A 16502-nucleotide genomic window follows, 5' to 3' on the forward strand; every position below is an offset into this window, starting at 1 on the left:
GGCTGCCGTCCGGCCGCCCACGGGTCACGTACGGCTCGGCGTATGGCTCGCGGACGGCTTGTGTCGACGAAATATTGTCTACAGTATGGAGGTTGGGGCGGCAAGAGTCCGCGCGCCGACCGTTCGGCGCATGCCGCATACCGTTCACCGCATACGGTCGACGCCGCGTCTTCTCAACGCCCTCGCGGATCTCTACCGTCCGGGGTTCATGAGTCCCCCAGTCGCGCCCCCGGGCTGGAGCCGCTGGCTCGTTCCGCCCGCCGCTCTCTCCGTACATCTCTCCATCGGCCAGGCCTACGCCTGGAGCGTGTTCAAACCGCCCCTCGAATCCGCGCTCGGCCTCAGCGGCACCCAGAGCGCGCTGCCCTTCCAGCTCGGCATCGTCATGCTCGGCCTGTCCGCCGCGTTCGGCGGCACCCTCGTGGAGCGCAACGGCCCGCGCTGGGCGATGACCGTCGCGCTGCTCTGCTTCTCCTCCGGCTTCCTGCTCTCCGCGCTGGGCGCGTTCCTGGAGCAGTACTGGCTGATCGTCCTCGGCTACGGCTTCGTCGGCGGCATCGGTCTCGGCATCGGCTACATCTCGCCCGTCTCCACGCTGATCAAGTGGTTCCCGGACCGGCCCGGCATGGCCACCGGCATCGCCATCATGGGCTTCGGCGGCGGCGCCCTCATCGCCTCGCCGTGGTCGGCCCAGATGCTGGAGTCCTTCGGCGGCGACAGCTCCGGCATCGCACTGGCCTTCCTGGTGCACGGGCTGTCGTACGCCGTGTTCATGCTGCTGGGTGTGCTGCTGGTCCGGGTTCCGCGCACCGCCCCGCAGGCGCGGGGAACCACCTCGGCGGCCCCCGCCGGCCCGCAGGTCTCCGCGAACCAGGCGCTGCGCACCCCGCAGTTCTGGCTGCTGTGGATCGTGCTCTGCATGAACGTCACCGCCGGCATCGGCATCCTGGAGAAGGCCGCGCCGATGATCACGGACTTCTTCGCGGACACCTCCACCCCGGTGTCGGTCACGGCCGCCGCCGGATTCGTCGCGCTGCTGTCCGCGGCGAACATGGCCGGCCGCCTCGGCTGGTCCTCGACGTCCGACCTCATCGGCCGCAAGAACGTCTACCGCGTCTATCTGGGCGTCGGCGCCCTGATGTACGCCCTCATCGCCCTGTTCGGCGACTCCTCCAAGCCGCTGTTCGTCCTGTGCGCGCTGGTCATCCTCTCCTTCTACGGCGGCGGTTTCGCCACGGTTCCGGCCTATCTGAAGGATTTGTTCGGTACGTACCAGGTCGGTGCCATCCACGGACGGCTGCTCACCGCCTGGTCCACGGCCGGGGTGCTCGGCCCGCTGATCGTGAACTGGATCGCCGACCGGCAGGAGGAGGCGGGCCGGCACGGCGCGTCCCTGTACGGGCTGTCCTTCGTCATCATGATCGGGCTGCTCGTCGTCGGCTTCGTCGCCAACGAACTGGTGCGGCCCGTCGACCCCCGCCACCACGTCCCCGCCCCGAAGGAGGCCGCCCATGTCGAGCGACAGCAGTCAGAGTCCGCCTAGCCCGGACCGGCGGTGGCTGATCGCCCTCGCCTGGGTGTGGGTGGGCGTACCGCTCGCCTACGGGCTGTACGAGCTCGTCCGCAAGGCGACGCAGCTGTTCACCGGGTAGGAGCCGGGCACGGGCAGGAGCCCGGGCGCGGGTGGCAGCCGGGGCGCCGGGTGGGCGTTCGACAGGTGTCCGGGCGTCCGAGCTCCTGACCGAAGCTGACAACCCCGGCGCCGGTTTCCTGTCGCCTTGGCTGCCGTCGTACCCGTGAGTCACTGATCAGACTGGTGGATCCGCTACCCAGAGTACGAGGGGGATCCACCCAATGAACGGCTCGCGCATCGCCGCCGTCGGCCACTACCAGCCCGCCAAGGTCCTCACCAACGAGGACCTGGCGGGCCTGGTCGACACCAGTGACGAGTGGATCAGGAGCCGGGTGGGCATCCGCACGCGTCACATCGCCGGACCCGACGAGCCGGTCGACGAGCTGGCCGCCCACGCCGCCGCCAAGGCGCTCGCCGCGGCCGGGCTGACCCCGGCGGACATCGACCTGGTCCTGGTCGCGACCTCCACCGCCGTCGACCGCTCGCCCAACATGGCCGCCCGGGTCGCGGCCCGTCTGGGCATCCCGCAGGCCGCCACCATGGACCTCAACGTCGTGTGCGCCGGCTTCACCCACGCCCTGGCCACCGCCGACCACGCCGTCCGCGCGGGGGGCGCGAGCAGGGCGCTGGTCATCGGGGCCGACAAGATGTCCGAGGTGACCGACTGGAGCGACCGCACCACGTGCGTGCTCGTCGGCGACGGGGCGGGGGCCGCGGTGGTCGAGGCCGCCGGCGAGCCGGCCATCGGACCGGTGCTGTGGGGCTCGGTTCCCGAGATGGGCAACGCGGTGCGCATCGAGGGCACTCCGCCGCGCTTCGCCCAGGAAGGGCAGAGCGTCTACCGCTGGGCCACCACACAGCTCCCGCCCATCGCGCGCCGGGCCTGCGAGCGGGCCGGGCTGGAGCCGGCGGACCTCGCCGGAGTGGTGCTGCACCAGGCGAACCTGCGCATCATCGAACCTCTCGCGGAGAAGATCGGCGCCGTCAACGCGGTCGTCGCCCGCGATGTCACCGAGTCCGGCAACACCTCGGCCGCGAGCATCCCGCTGGCCTTCTCGAAACTGGTCGAGAAGGGGGCGCTCACCACGGGCGATCCGGTGCTGCTGTTCGGCTTCGGAGGGAACCTGTCGTACGCGGGACAGGTCGTGCGCTGCCCCTGAGTCCAGGTCGGTTCCTCGTGGTGTGACACGGTCAACTCCCCGAAGCCCTGGCTCTTGTGCGCCGTAGACTGTAGACGAAAGACAATCAATACTGACTCTGCGGCGATACCGGCTCGCGCCGCGCTCTGCACGGCCCTGCCGAGGAGGGGGACCGCGATGCTGTCGACAGGCCTGCCCCAGGGGGCGGTACCCAAGCTGGAACGCCCGGGTCCGCTGCGCGACCGTGTCTACGAGGCACTGCTCGAACTCATCACCACCCGTGCGCTGCAGCCCGGCCAGCATCTCGTCGAGAGTGAACTCGCCGGGCATCTCGGGGTCTCCCGGCAGCCGGTGCGCGAGGCGTTGCAGCGGCTCAACACCGAGGGGTGGGTCGATCTGCGGCCCGCCCAGGGCGCGTTCGTGCACGAGCCGACGGAGGAGGAGGCCGACCAGCTCCTCACGGTCCGTACGCTCCTGGAGGCCGAGGCCGCCCGGCTCGCGGCGGCCAACGCCACCAGCGCGGGCATCGCCGACCTCGAAGCCCTGTGCGCCGAGGGCGAGAAGGCCGTCGAGGCCGATGACGTGGACGGGGCCGTCGCGATGAACGCCCGCTTCCACGCCAAGATCATGGAGCTCGCCGGCAACGCGGTCCTCGCCGAACTGGCCGCCCAGGTCGACCGGCGCGTGCGCTGGTACTACACGCCCGTGGCGCGCCGGCGCGGCCATCAGTCCTGGATCGAGCACCGCGAGCTGATCGCCGCGGTCTCCGACCGGGACGAACAGCGCGCCACCCGGCTCATGCGCGAACACACCGAGCACACACGCCGGTCGTACCACGCGCGTTCCCACTCGTAGCTCGATGGCTCCGCGGCTCCTTCGCGGGGCACCCGTCACCGCCTCTTTGTCCTTTGAGTGGAAAAAGTAGGGGGCAATTCCTGCGCGACTTCTTCCCACTCCCGGCAGCCGCTGCTACGTTCCCTCCGAAAGCAAGCCACCGCGGTGGCGGAAAGCCGGCGCGCACAGGCCGATCGAGGCGGGGAGGGGCTCGTGAGACGCATGACCGCACGACCCGGAAACTCCCACCAGGCCCGACTGCTCCGGCTGTTGCGCGACGGCGGACCCAACTCCCGTGCCCAGCTGGGCGACCAGGTCGATCTCTCGCGGTCCAAGCTGGCCGTGGAGGTGGACCGGCTGCTGGAGACGGGGCTGGTCGTGGCCGACGGACTCGCCGCCTCGCGCGGTGGCCGCCGCTCCCACAACATCCGGCTCAACCCCGAACTGCGCTTCCTCGGCGTCGACATCGGCGCGACCTCGGTCGACGTCGCCGTCACCAACGCCGAGCTGGAGACCCTCGGGCACCTCAACCAGCCCATGGACGTGCGCGAAGGCCCCGTCGCGGTCTTCGAGCAGGTCCTGGCCATGGCCGCGAAACTGCGGGCCACCGGGCTCGCGGACGGATTCGACGGCGCCGGCATCGGCGTCCCGGGCCCGGTCCGCTTCCCCGAGGGCATCCCGGTGGCACCACCGATCATGCCCGGCTGGGACGGCTTCCCCGTGCGGGAGGCGCTCAGCCAGGAACTCGGCTGCCCCGTCATGGTCGACAACGACGTGAACCTCATGGCGATGGGGGAGCAGCACGCAGGTGTCGCCCGCACCGTCGCCGACTTCCTCTGCGTCAAGATCGGCACCGGCATCGGCTGCGGCATCGTCGTCGGCGGTGAGGTCTACCGCGGTACGACGGGCAGCGCCGGCGACATCGGGCACATCCAGGCCGTCTCCGACGGCCGCCCCTGTGCCTGCGGCAACCGGGGCTGCCTGGAGGCCCACTTCAGCGGGGCCGCCCTGGCCCGTGACGCCACGGAGGCCGCCCAGCAGGGGCTTTCGCCCGAACTGGCCCAACGGCTCGAGGCGAACGGCGGCCTCACCGCCGTCGACGTCTCCGGCGCGGCCGCCGCGGGCGACGCCACCGCCCTCGATCTGATCCGCGAGGGCGGAAACCACACCGGCCAGGTCATCGCCGGCCTGGTCAGCTTCTTCAACCCCGGCCTGGTGGTGATCGGCGGTGGGGTGACCGGCCTCGGTCACACCCTGCTCGCCGCGATCCGCACCCAGGTCTACCGCCAGTCGCTGCCCCTGGCGACCGGCAACCTGCCCATCGTCCTGGGCGAGCTCGGCCCCACCGCCGGCGTCATCGGCGCGGCCCGGCTCATCAGCGACCACCTGTTCTCACCCGCGTAAGCCCGCACCCCCGCACCCCGTACGGCCGCACCAGCACAGCCCACGCTCTGCCCCGCCCTGCCCTGAACACGCCTGTTCGACAAGCGCCCTGACACCGGCCCGCCCGCCAAGGGGAATCCGCATGGCACCAGAACCACCGCTGCTCAGCATGTCCGGCATCACCAAGTCGTTTCCCGGAGTCCGGGCCCTCGACGGCGTCGACCTCGACGTCCAGGCCGGCGAGGTGCACTGCCTGCTCGGCCAGAACGGGGCCGGCAAGTCCACCCTCATCAAGGTGCTGGCCGGCGCCCACCAGCCCGACACGGGGACCATCCGCTGGCGGGGCGAGGAGGTGACGCTCCGCTCGCCGATCGCCGCCATGCGCCTCGGCATCGCCACCATCTACCAGGAACTCGACCTGGTGGAACACCTGTCGGTCGCCGAGAACGTGCACCTGGGCCATGAGCCGACCGCCGCCGGTTTCGTCGTACGCGGCAAGACGGCCAAGGCGTCAACGGCCGCTCTGCTGCGGCGACTCGGGCACGCGGAGATCGATCCGGCCCGGCTGGTCGGCGAACTGTCGGCGGCGCAGCAGCAGATCGTGTCCATGGCGCGCGCGCTCTCCCACGACGTGCGGCTCATCGTGATGGACGAGCCGTCCGCCGCCCTCGACCCGGACGAGGTCGACAACCTCTTCCGCATCGTCGGCGACCTCACCGCCGCCGGAGTCGCCGTCGTCTACATCTCGCACCGCCTGGAGGAGATCCGCCGCATCGGCGACCGGGTGACGGTGCTGAAGGACGGCCGGGCCGTCGCGGGCGGGCTCCCCGCGAAGTCGACCCCGACCCGCGAGGTCGTCGCCCTGATGACCGGACGCAACGTCGAGTACGTCTTCCCGGACCGGCCCGTCTCCCCGCCGCCCGCGGAACCCGTGCTGAGGGTCCAAGGGCTCTCGCGCCAGGGGGAGTTCGAGACACTCGACCTCGAAGTGCGGCCCGGTGAGATCGTCGGCCTCGCCGGACTCGTCGGCTCGGGCCGCTCCGAGATCCTGGAGACGGTCTACGGCGCCCGCAAACCGACGACCGGTCAGGTGCTGGTCGACGGCAGGGCCCTGAAGCCCGGCAGCGTGCGGGCCGCCGTACGGGCCGGACTCGGGCTCGCCCCCGAGGAGCGCAAGGCGCAGGCGCTGCTGATGCTGGAGTCCGTCACCCGCAACGTGTCGGTCTCCTCCATGTCCCGCTTCTCGCGCGGCGGCTGGATCGACCGGGGCGCCGAACTCGGTGCGGCCCGGGCCGCGACCCGCGAACTGTCGCTCCGGCCGGACAACCCGTCCGTGCCCGTGCGCACCCTGTCCGGCGGCAACCAGCAGAAGGCGGTCCTCGCCCGCTGGCTGCTGCGCGGCTGCAAGGTGCTGCTGCTGGACGAACCCACCCGCGGCGTCGACGTCGGCGCCCGCGCGGAGCTCTACGCGGTCATCCGCAGGCTGGCCGACGAGGGCCTCGCCGTGCTGCTGGTCTCCAGCGAGGTGCCCGAGGTGCTCGGCCTCGCCGACCGCGTGCTGGTGCTGCGCGAGGGCCGTGTCGTCCACACGGCACCCGCCCGCGAGCTCGACGAACACCGCGTACTCGACCTGGTCATGGAAGGAAGCCCGGCGTCATGACGCAGCCCGTCTCCCCGCCGCTGGACAGCAGCACCGACAAGGTGCCCCCGGCCCGGCCCCCCGCCTGGCGCGGCCTGCTGATCCGCGCCGACGTCCGCACGCTGTCCCTGCTCGGCGTGCTCGCCGTGCTGATCGTCATCGGCGGCATCACCAAGCCCGACGAGTTCCTCGACACCCGCAATCTGCAACTCGTCCTCACCCAGGCCTCGGTGATCGGTGTCGTCACCGTCGGCATGACCTTCGTCATCGTCTCCGGCGGCATCGACCTGTCGGTCGGCGCGATCGTCGCCCTCGCCTCCGTGTGGGCCACCACCGTCGCCACCCAGGAGTACGGCTTCGCCGGCATCCTCTTCACCGCGGTCGTCGTCGGAGTCGGCTGCGGCCTGGTCAACGGCGTCCTCATCGCCTACGGCGCCATGGTGCCGTTCATCGCCACCCTCGCCATGCTGGCCTCCGCCCGCGGCCTCTCCCTCCAGATCACCGACGGCAGGACGCAGATCGTCACCGTGCCGTCCGTCCTGGACCTCGGGGAGCGCGACGCCTACGTCCTCGGCATCCCGCCCCTGGTCATGGTGTTCGCCGTCGTCACGGTCATCGGCTGGCTGGTGCTCAACCGCACCACCTTCGGACGCCGCACGGTCGCCGTCGGCGGCAACCCGGAGGCCGCCCGGCTCGCCGGCATCGACGTCCGCCGCCAGCGGCTCTACCTCTACCTGCTGTCGGGCCTGTGCTGCGGCATCGCCGCCTTCCTGCTGATCGTCCTGGCCGGCTCCGGCCAGAACACCAACGGCAACCTCTACGAACTCGACGCCATCGCCGCCGCGATCATCGGCGGCACCCTCCTCACCGGAGGCCGGGGCACCATCACCGGCTCCGTCCTCGGCGTCCTGATCTTCACCACGATCACCAACATCTTCGCCCTGAACAACCTGCAGAGCGACGTCCAGCAGATCGCCAAGGGCGCGATCATCGTCGCCGCCGTGCTGGTCCAGCGCCGTACCGCGAGCACGACCTGAGGAAAGGGTTCACCGCCATGCCAGAGATCACGAGCCGCAGAGGACTGCTCTTCGGGGCCGCCGCCGTCTCCGCCGGTGCCCTCATCACAGGGTGCACCAGCAACGAGCCGTCCGAATCCAAGGACGCACCGGCCGGCAACGACCAGCCGGCCGCCGACGACAAGCCCGGCAAGCAGGTCACCATCGGCTTCGCCGGACCGCAGGCCGACCACGGCTGGCTCAACGCCATCAACGACAACGCCAAGAGCCGCGCCGAGAAGTACTCCGACGTCACCCTGGAGATCACCGAGGGCTCCAACGACACCGCCCAGCAGATCGGCCAGATCGAGACCCTCATCAACAAGAAGGTCGACGTCCTGGTCGTGCTGCCCGCCGACGGCAAGGCCCTCACCCAGGTCGGCCTCAAGGCGATGCGCGCCGGCATCCCGGTCGTCAACCTCGACCGCGTCTTCAACACCCCGCAGGCCTACCGCTGCTGGATCGGCGGCGACAACTACGGCATGGGCCTCAACGCCGGGCACTACATCGGCGAGAAGCTCAAGGGCAAGTCCGGCGCCCGCGTCATCGAACTGGCGGGCCTGGACAACCTGGAGCTCACCAAGCAGCGCACCCAGGGCTTCGACGACGCCCTGAAGAACTACCCCAACATCAAGAAGGTCGCCCGGCAGGCCGCCGAGTTCACCGTCGAGTCCGGCCAGGCCAAGATGGCCCAGCTGCTCCAGGCCCAGTCGAAGTTCGACGCGCTGTGGAACCACGACGACGACCAGGGCGTGGGCGCGCTGCGCGCCATCGAGCAGGCCGGGCGCGACGACTTCCTGATGGTCGGCGGCGCCGGCGCCCTGTCCGCCTTCCAAGCCATCAAGCAGGACGACGGCGTGCTCAAGGCGACGGTGCTGTACCCGCCGACCATGGCCGCCTCCGCGATCGACCTCGCCCGCGCCCTCGGCCAGAGCAAGGGCATCGGCGGCCTCGCCGAGTTCGAGATCCCGTCGTCGCTCACGCTCTACTCGGCCGTCGTCGACAAGACCAACATCGACCAGTACATGTCCACCGGCTTCAAGTGAGCCACCCCGCACCCCCCACGTGCGCCACCCCGACCAGGACGAGGAGGACACCCGTATGGGACAGCCGCAAGCGGAGTCAGAAGGGACCGAGGCAGGGAAACCACCCCTGCGCGTGGGGATGGTGGGCTACGCCTTCATGGGCGCCGCCCACTCCCAGGGCTGGCGCACCGCGGGCCGCGTCTTCGACCTGCCGCTGGACCCCGTACAGGCCGTGATCTGCGGCCGGGACGCCGCGGCCGTCCGCGCGGCGGCCGACCGGCACGGCTGGGCCTCCACCGAGAACGACTGGCGGGCCCTGATCGAACGGGACGACGTCGACCTCGTCGACATCTGCACCCCCGGCGACAGCCACGCCGAGATCGCCCTGGCCGCTCTGGCCGCGGGCAAGCACGTCCTGTGCGAGAAGCCCCTCGCCAACTCCGTCGAGGAAGCCACCTCGATGGCGCTGGCGGCCGAAGAGGCCCACGCCCGCGGCCAGGTGGCGATGGTCGGCTTCAACTACCGCCGGGTCCCCGCCACCGCCCAGGCCCGCCGCATGGTCGCCCAGGGCCGTCTGGGCAGGCTGCGGCACGTGCGCGTGACGTACCTCCAGGACTGGCTGGTCGACCCCCAGTTCCCGCTGACCTGGCGGCTGCGCAGGGAGCAGGCGGGCTCGGGCTCGCTCGGCGACCTGGGCGCGCACATCGTCGACCTCGCCCAGTACCTGGTGGGGGAGCCGCTGGCGGGCGTCTCCGCGCTGACGGAGACCTTCGTGAGGGAACGGCCCCTGCCCACCGGCGCCACGAGCGGGCTGTCCGCCGTCACATCCGCCGGCACCGGGCAGGTCACCGTGGACGACGCCGCGCTGTTCACGGCCCGCTTCCCCTCCGGCGCCCTCGCCTCCTTCGAGGCCACCCGCTACGCCACCGGCCGCAAGAACGCCCTGCGCATCGAACTCAACGGGGAGCGCGGCTCGCTCGCCTTCGACCTGGAACGGCTCAACGAGCTGTCCTTCCACGACGCCACCGAGCCCGGCGCTGAGGCCGGATTCCGGCGGATCCTCGTCACCGAACCCGACCACCCCTACCTGGACGCCTGGTGGCCGCCGGGCCACGGCCTCGGCTACGAGCACACCTTCGTCCACCAGGCCCGCGACCTCGTCCACGCCATCGCCGAGGGCCGCCGCCCCGAACCCTCCTTCGCCGACGGGCTGCAGGTGCAGCGCGTGCTCGCGGCGGTCGAGGAGAGCGCCGAGAAGAACTCCGTCTACACGCCGATCGCGGTCTGAGGAGGGCCTGTTTTCGATGCCACGCACCTTCACGCTCTTCACCGGTCAGTGGGCGGACCTGCCCCTGGAGGAGGTCTGCCGCCTGGCCCGCGACTTCGGCTACGACGGCCTCGAACTCGCCTGCTGGGGCGACCACTTCGAAGTCGACAAGGCGCTGGCCGACCCCGGCTATCTCGACGGCCGCCGGGCCCTGCTCGACAAGTACGGCCTGAAGTGCTGGGCCATCTCCAACCACCTGGTCGGCCAGGCCGTCTGTGACGCCATCATCGACGAGCGGCACCAGGCCATCGTCCCGGACGCGGTCTGGGGTGACGGAGACCCGGAAGGAGTCCGGCAGCGGGCCGCGGAACGCATGAAGGACACCGCCCGGGCCGCCGCGGCCTTCGGCGTGAACACCGTCATCGGGTTCACCGGCTCCGCGATCTGGCACCTGGTCGCCATGTTCCCGCCCGCCCCCGAGGCGATGATCGAGCGGGGCTACCAGGACTTCGCCGACCGCTGGAACCCGATCCTGGACGTCTTCGACGCCGAGGGCGTGCGGTTCGCGCACGAGGTCCACCCCAGCGAGATCGCCTACGACTACTGGACGACGGCCCGCGCGTTGGAAGCGGTCGGCAGGCGCCCCGCCTTCGGCCTCAACTTCGACCCCTCGCACTTCGTGTGGCAGGACCTCGACCCGGTCGGCTTCCTCTGGGACTTCCGCGACCGCATCTACCACGTCGACTGCAAGGAGGCCCGCAAGCGCCTCGACGGACGCAACGGCCGCCTCGGCTCCCACCTGCCCTGGGGCGACCCGCGGCGCGGCTGGGACTTCGTCTCCGCCGGGCACGGCGACGTCCCCTGGGAGGACGTCTTCCGCATGCTGCGCTCCATCGACTACCAGGGTCCCGTCTCGGTCGAGTGGGAGGACGCCGGCATGGACCGTCTCCAGGGGGCGCCGGAGGCCCTGACGCGGCTGAAAGCCTTCGACTTCGAGCCGCCCAGCGCGTCCTTCGACGCCGCGTTCAACAGCTGAACCACGCTCCCGGCGCAGGTCGGGAACGGGGACCGGCGACACCGCCGGTCCCCCCTCCGACCTGCGCGGATCCTGCTTTGTCCCGCACTGGGAGAAAGTCCGACCGAGTCTGTCGCAAGGGGTGTTCGCCCCGGACGGACACGGTTACCGTCCTTGATGTGTTCAGGACACACACACCTCCGGGGTGACGGCGCACCCCGGCGCCCGCACCGCACGCTTCGCACCCACCCCGTACGGCCCGCCCCGTTCCCGGAGGGACTTCGTGCACAGAACCAGACCCACAAGCACCGCCACACCGATGCGTCCCGGGCTTCGCACCACCGTCGCCCTGTTCACCGGACTGCTCCTCGCCGTCGGCACCCCGGCCACCGTCGCCGGCGCCCACCCCGGCCACCCGGAGCACGACGAACCGGCAGCAGCCGAGGGGCAGTTCCAGCAGGTGCCGCTCGCCAAGGGCGAGCCCGAGATGGGCGAGCCGATGTCGCTCGCCGTGCTCCCCGACCGCAGCGTCCTGCACACCTCGCGCGACGGCACGCTGCGCCTCACCGACCAGGGCGGCGTCACCAAGGTCGCCGGCAAGCTGGACGTCTACAGCCACGACGAGGAGGGCCTCCAAGGCGTCGGCATCGACCCGGACTTCAAGAACAACCGGGCGATCTACCTCTACTACGCCCCGCCGCTCGACACCCCCGCGGGCGACGCCCCGGAGACCGGCACGGCCGAGGACTTCAAGAAGTTCGACGGCGTCAACCGCCTCTCCCGCTTCACGCTGAACGCCAACGGCACCCTGAACACGGCCAGCGAGAAGAAGGTCATCGACGTCGCGGCCTCCCGCGGCATCTGCTGCCACGTCGGCGGGGACATCGACTTCGACGCCGACGGCAACCTCTACCTGTCGACCGGCGATGACACCAATCCCTTCGCCTCCGACGGCTACACGCCGATCGACGAGCGGCCGGGCCGCAACCCGGCCTTCGACGCGCGCCGCAGCTCCGGCAACACCAACGACCTGCGCGGCAAGATCCTGCGCATCAAGGTCGCCGAGGACGGCTCCTACACCGTCCCGGAGGGCAACCTCTTCGCCCCGGGCACCGAGAAGACCCGCCCCGAGATCTACGCGATGGGCTTCCGCAACCCGTTCCGGATGAGCGTCGACGACAAGACCGGCACCGTCTACGTCGGCGATTACGGCCCCGACGCCGGCGCCGCCGACCCCAAGCGCGGCCCGGGCGGCCAGGTCGAGTTCGCCAAGGTGACCAAGGCGGCCAACTTCGGCTGGCCCTTCTGCACCGGCGACAACGACCCTTACGTCGACTACGACTTCGCCACCAAGGAGTCCGGCGAGACGTTCGACTGCAACGCCCCGAAGAACACCTCGCCGCACAACACGGGCCTGACCGACCTGCCGCCCGCGCAGGCCGCCTGGATCCCGTACGACGGCGGATCCGTGCCCGAGTTCGGCAGCGGCTCCGAGTCCCCGATGGGCGGCCCGGTCTACCGCTACGACCCCGAGCTCGACTCCAGCGTGAAGTTCCCGGAGGCCTACGACGGCGACTTCTTCGCCGGTGAGTTCGGCCGCCGCTGGATCAAGCGCATCGAGCAGAACGACGACGGCTCCGTCGCGAAGATCAACGACTTCCCCTGGACCGGCACCCAGATCATGGACATGGAGTTCGGCCCCGACGGCGCGCTCTACGTCCTCGACTACGGCGTCTCCTGGTTCCAGGGCGACGAGCACTCCGCGCTCTACCGGATCGAGAACGCCGAGGACGGCTTCTCCCCGATCGCCGAGGTCAGCGCCGACAAGACGTCCGGCGCGGCCGGCCTGAGGGTCAGGTTCACCGCCTCCGCCAAGGACGCCGACTCCCCGGACCTCACCTACAGCTGGGACTTCGGCGACGGCACCAAGGGCGAGGGCCTCAACCCCACCCACACGTACAAGAAGGTCGGCACCTACACCGCCACCTTCACGGCCAAGGATCCCGAGGGCAACACCGGCAACGCCAGCACCCGCATCGTGGTCGGCAACACCGAGCCCAAGGTCAGGATCGACGTCCCGGGCAACGGCACCATGGCCGAGTTCGGCAAGCCCGTCCCCTTCAAGGTGACCGTCACCGACCCCGAGGAGACGGTCGACTGCTCCAAGGTCAAGGTCGCCTACAGCCTCGGCCACGACTCCCACGCCCACGAGCTGACCAGCGAGATGGGCTGCGAGGGCACCCTGACGCCGCCCCCCGGTGACGGCGGCCACGACCCCAACGCCAACATCTACGGCGTCGTCGGCGCGAGCTACACCGACGGCGGGGCGAACGGCCAGGAGGCGCTGACGGGCACCGCCCGCACCGTCCTGCAGCCGCTGCACCGCCAGGGCGAGCACTTCACCACCCAGTCGGGCGTGTCCGTCATCGACAAGACCGGCGCCAACGGCGGCAAGACCGTCGGCAACATCGACGACGGCGACTGGATCTCCTTCTCCCCCTACCGGTTCGACGGGCAGAAGAAGATGACCGTGCGCGCCTCCTCCGGCGGCGCGGGCGGCTTCATCGAACTGCGCACCGGCTCGCCCGACGGCCCCCTGCACGGCTCGGCCCACATCCCGCCGACCGGCGGCTGGGAGACGTTCCAGAACGTCGACGTGCCGCTGCGGTCCCTGCCCAGGAAGACCACGGAGATCTACCTGGTCTTCAAGGGCGGCGAGGGCGCGCTGTACGACGTGGACGACTTCGAGTTCTCCAAGGAGCCGTTCAAGGGCGGCAAGAAGGTCCTGGTCTTCTCCAGGACCGCCGGCTTCCGGCACGACTCCATCCCGGCGGGCATCACCGCCCTGAAGGAGCTCGGCGGCCCGGCCGGCATCACGGTCGACGCGACCGAGGAGGCCAAGCAGTTCACCACCGCCAACCTCGCCAAGTACGACGCCGTGGCCTTCCTGTCCACCACCGGTGACGTGTTGAACGCCGAGCAGCAGAAGGCGTTCGAGAACTACGTGGCCGGCGGCGGCGGATACCTGGGCATCCACGCGGCTGCCGACACCGAGTACGACTGGTCGTTCTACGGCGGCCTCGTCGGCGCCTACTTCGACTCGCACCCGGCCATCCAGAAGGCCACGGTCCGCGTCGAGGACCACGACCACCCGTCCACCGGGCACCTGGACGACGCCTGGGAGCGCACCGACGAGTGGTACAACTACCGCACCAACCCGCGTGAGCAGGCCAAGGTCCTCGCCACCCTCGACGAGACCACCTACCAGGGCGGGAACATGAAGGGCGACCACCCGATCGCCTGGTGCCAGAGCTACGGCGGCGGCCGGTCCTTCTACACCGGCGGCGGCCACACCAAGGAGTCCTACGCCGAGGAGGCCTTCCGCGCCCATCTGCTCGGCGGCCTCCAGTACGCCACCGGCCAGGTGAAGGCGGACTGCAAGCCGGCCAAGGGCTACCGGAAGATCTTCAACGGCCAGACCCTGGACGGCTGGAAGCAGGCCGGCCCCGGCAAGTTCAACGTCAAGGACGGCACCCTCGAGTCCGAGGGCGGCATGGGCCTGCTCTGGTACCAGGCCAAGGAGCTGAAGTCGTACTCGCTCAAGCTCGACTGGAAGATGCGGGGCGACGACAACTCCGGGATCTTCGTGGGCTTCCCGGCCTCCGACGACCCCTGGTCCGCCGTCAACAAGGGCTACGAGATCCAGATCGACGCCACGGACGCGGCCGACCGCACCACCGGCTCCGTCTACTCGTTCAAGTCGGCCAACATCAAGGCCCGTGACCAGGTTCTGCGGCCGCCCGGCCAGTGGAACTCCTACGAGATCAAGGTCCAGGGCGAACGCCTCCAGGTGTTCCTCAACGGAGTCAAGATCAACGACTTCACCAACAAGGACCCCCAGCGGAGCCTGACCGACGGCTACATCGGCCTGCAGAACCATGGCGCCGGTGACCAGGTCTCCTTCCGCAACATCCAGTTGAAGGAACTGCCCGCCAAGGGCGACTGAACGGCGGCGGGCGGGGGACGCCGGACCCCCGCCCGCCGTCTCCTCTCCTCTCCCCGGGGCTCGCGCACGATCAGGAGGCTGCCCATGTCCGCGTCCCTCTCCCGACCGCGTGTGGGGGTGTGGCTGATCGGAGCCCGAGGCTCCGTCGCCACCACCGTCGTCACCGGCTGCGCCGCTGTCGCCGCGGGACTGCACCCGCCCACCGGCATGGTGACCGAAACACCGGCCTTCAACGGCAGCGGTCTGCCCGCCCTGTCCGACCTCGTCTTCGGCGGACACGACACCCTCGACTGTCCCCTGCCCAAACGCGCCGAGACCCTGACCGCCGGCGGCGTCCTCCCACCCGGCCTCGCCACCGCCGTCACCGCCGAACTCGCCGCAGCGGACCGGGAGATCCGGCCCGGCGGCCCCACCCCCGGTGACACCAGGAGCCAGGCCGAACTGATCACGGCCTTCGCCGCCGACATACGCGACTTCGTCCACCGCCACCACCTGGAGCGGGCCGTGGTCGTGAACGTCGCCTCCACCGAACCCGCCTCCCAGGGACCCGACGCCCCCCTTCCGGCCAGCACCCTCTACGCCCTGGCCGCCCTGCGCGCGGGCTGCCCCTACGTCAACTTCACCCCCTCCGAGGGCATGCACCACCCCGTCGCTGCCGACGAGGCCGCACGCAGCGGCATGCCCCACGCCGGCCGGGACGGCAAGACCGGCCAGACCCTGCTGCGGGCCGTACTGGGCCCGATGTTCGCGCAACGGGCACTGCGGGTCAGGGCCTGGTCCGGCACGAACCTGCTGGGCGGCGGCGACGGCGCGGCCCTCGCCGACCCGGCCGCCGCCGCGGCGAAGAACGCCGGCAAGGAACGCGTCCTCGCCGACACCCTCGGCACCGTCCCCGAGGGCGAGGTCCACATCGACGACGTCCCGGTCCTCGGCGACTGGAAGACCGCCTGGGACCACATCGCCTTCGACGGTTTCCTCGGCACCCGCATGATCCTCCAGACCATCTGGCAGGGCTGCGACTCGGCCCTGGCCGCACCCCTCGTCCTCGACCTGGCCCGCCTGACCGCCCGCGCCCACGAGACAGGGCTGTCCGGTCCGCTCGGCGCGCTCGGCTTCTACTTCAAGGACCCGGTGGGGGAGGGGCCCTCGGGGTTGTCCGAGCAATACGAGGACCTGGTCCGGTTCGGGCGAAGCCTGGGGCGGGGGGAGGGCGAAGGCGGGGGAGACGCCCAGCGGGACGGGCAGCGGGACGGGCAGCGAGACGCTCAGCGAGAAGGCCAGCGACAAGGTGAGGGAGACGTCCAGCGAAACGGCCAGCGAGAAGGCCAGCGAGAAGGTGAGCGAGAAGGTGAGGTAGAAGGCCAGCGAGAAGGTGAGGGCGAGGGCCGTGACGCGAGGTCGGTGAGCGGCCCCGAGGTGACGGGAGAAGCCCGGTGAACCTGCGCGAGAGCCCTTGCGAATGCCCCGACGAGCCGCCCCCCGCCACTCCTCGTACCACTGCCGGTG

At 70.8% G+C, this 16502-nt stretch carries 12 protein-coding genes; all 12 read left to right on the forward strand.

The window, feature by feature from the left end; translation table 11 throughout:
• The first annotated feature begins 208 nt into the window (after nucleotides 1-208).
• Nucleotides 209-1543, forward strand: coding sequence for an OFA family MFS transporter (locus tag IGS69_RS29155; RefSeq protein ID WP_190903452.1), 1335 nt, complete (start codon nucleotides 209-211; stop codon nucleotides 1541-1543).
• A complete protein-coding gene (locus IGS69_RS29160; RefSeq protein WP_167526639.1) occupies nucleotides 1512-1652 on the forward strand; it encodes an MFS transporter small subunit in 141 nt (46 codons plus the stop codon). Before IGS69_RS29155 ends, IGS69_RS29160 begins: the two co-directional genes overlap by 32 nt.
• Nucleotides 1653-1854: 202 nt before the next feature.
• Nucleotides 1855-2793: a beta-ketoacyl-ACP synthase III gene (locus IGS69_RS29165; RefSeq protein ID WP_190903453.1), complete on the forward strand. Its 939-nt coding sequence runs from the start codon at nucleotides 1855-1857 to the stop codon at nucleotides 2791-2793.
• A gap of 156 nt (nucleotides 2794-2949) precedes the next feature.
• On the forward strand, nucleotides 2950-3627 hold the full coding sequence (locus IGS69_RS29170) for a GntR family transcriptional regulator (protein ID WP_190903454.1): 678 nt from the start codon (nucleotides 2950-2952) through the stop codon (nucleotides 3625-3627).
• A 201-nt stretch (nucleotides 3628-3828) separates the two neighbouring features.
• Complete coding sequence (locus IGS69_RS29175; RefSeq protein ID WP_190903455.1) at nucleotides 3829-5010, forward strand: ROK family transcriptional regulator; 1182 nt, start codon at nucleotides 3829-3831, stop codon at nucleotides 5008-5010.
• 121 nt (nucleotides 5011-5131) lie between these two features.
• Nucleotides 5132-6649, forward strand: a complete 1518-nt coding sequence (locus IGS69_RS29180) for a sugar ABC transporter ATP-binding protein (protein WP_190903456.1) — start codon at nucleotides 5132-5134, stop codon at nucleotides 6647-6649.
• On the forward strand, nucleotides 6646-7665 hold the full coding sequence (locus tag IGS69_RS29185; protein WP_031105328.1) for an ABC transporter permease: 1020 nt from the start codon (nucleotides 6646-6648) through the stop codon (nucleotides 7663-7665). Before IGS69_RS29180 ends, IGS69_RS29185 begins: the two co-directional genes overlap by 4 nt.
• 17 nt (nucleotides 7666-7682) lie before the next feature.
• Entirely contained in the window at nucleotides 7683-8729 is a 1047-nt protein-coding gene (locus IGS69_RS29190) for a substrate-binding domain-containing protein (protein WP_190903457.1), read from the forward strand.
• A 55-nt stretch (nucleotides 8730-8784) separates the two neighbouring features.
• Nucleotides 8785-9996 (forward strand): Gfo/Idh/MocA family protein, encoded by a 1212-nt coding sequence (locus IGS69_RS29195; protein ID WP_190903458.1) that lies wholly within the window; start codon nucleotides 8785-8787, stop codon nucleotides 9994-9996.
• A gap of 16 nt (nucleotides 9997-10012) precedes the next feature.
• Complete coding sequence (locus tag IGS69_RS29200) at nucleotides 10013-11011, forward strand: sugar phosphate isomerase/epimerase family protein (protein ID WP_190903459.1); 999 nt, start codon at nucleotides 10013-10015, stop codon at nucleotides 11009-11011.
• 262 nt (nucleotides 11012-11273) lie between these two features.
• Nucleotides 11274-14996 (forward strand): ThuA domain-containing protein, encoded by a 3723-nt coding sequence (locus IGS69_RS29205; RefSeq protein WP_190903460.1) that lies wholly within the window; start codon nucleotides 11274-11276, stop codon nucleotides 14994-14996.
• An 84-nt stretch (nucleotides 14997-15080) separates the two neighbouring features.
• A complete protein-coding gene (locus tag IGS69_RS29210) occupies nucleotides 15081-16433 on the forward strand; it encodes an inositol-3-phosphate synthase (protein ID WP_232543670.1) in 1353 nt (450 codons plus the stop codon).
• Nucleotides 16434-16502 lie beyond the last annotated feature (69 nt).

Source organism: Streptomyces tuirus (genome assembly GCF_014701095.1).
Taxonomy (GTDB): domain Bacteria; phylum Actinomycetota; class Actinomycetes; order Streptomycetales; family Streptomycetaceae; genus Streptomyces; species Streptomyces tuirus.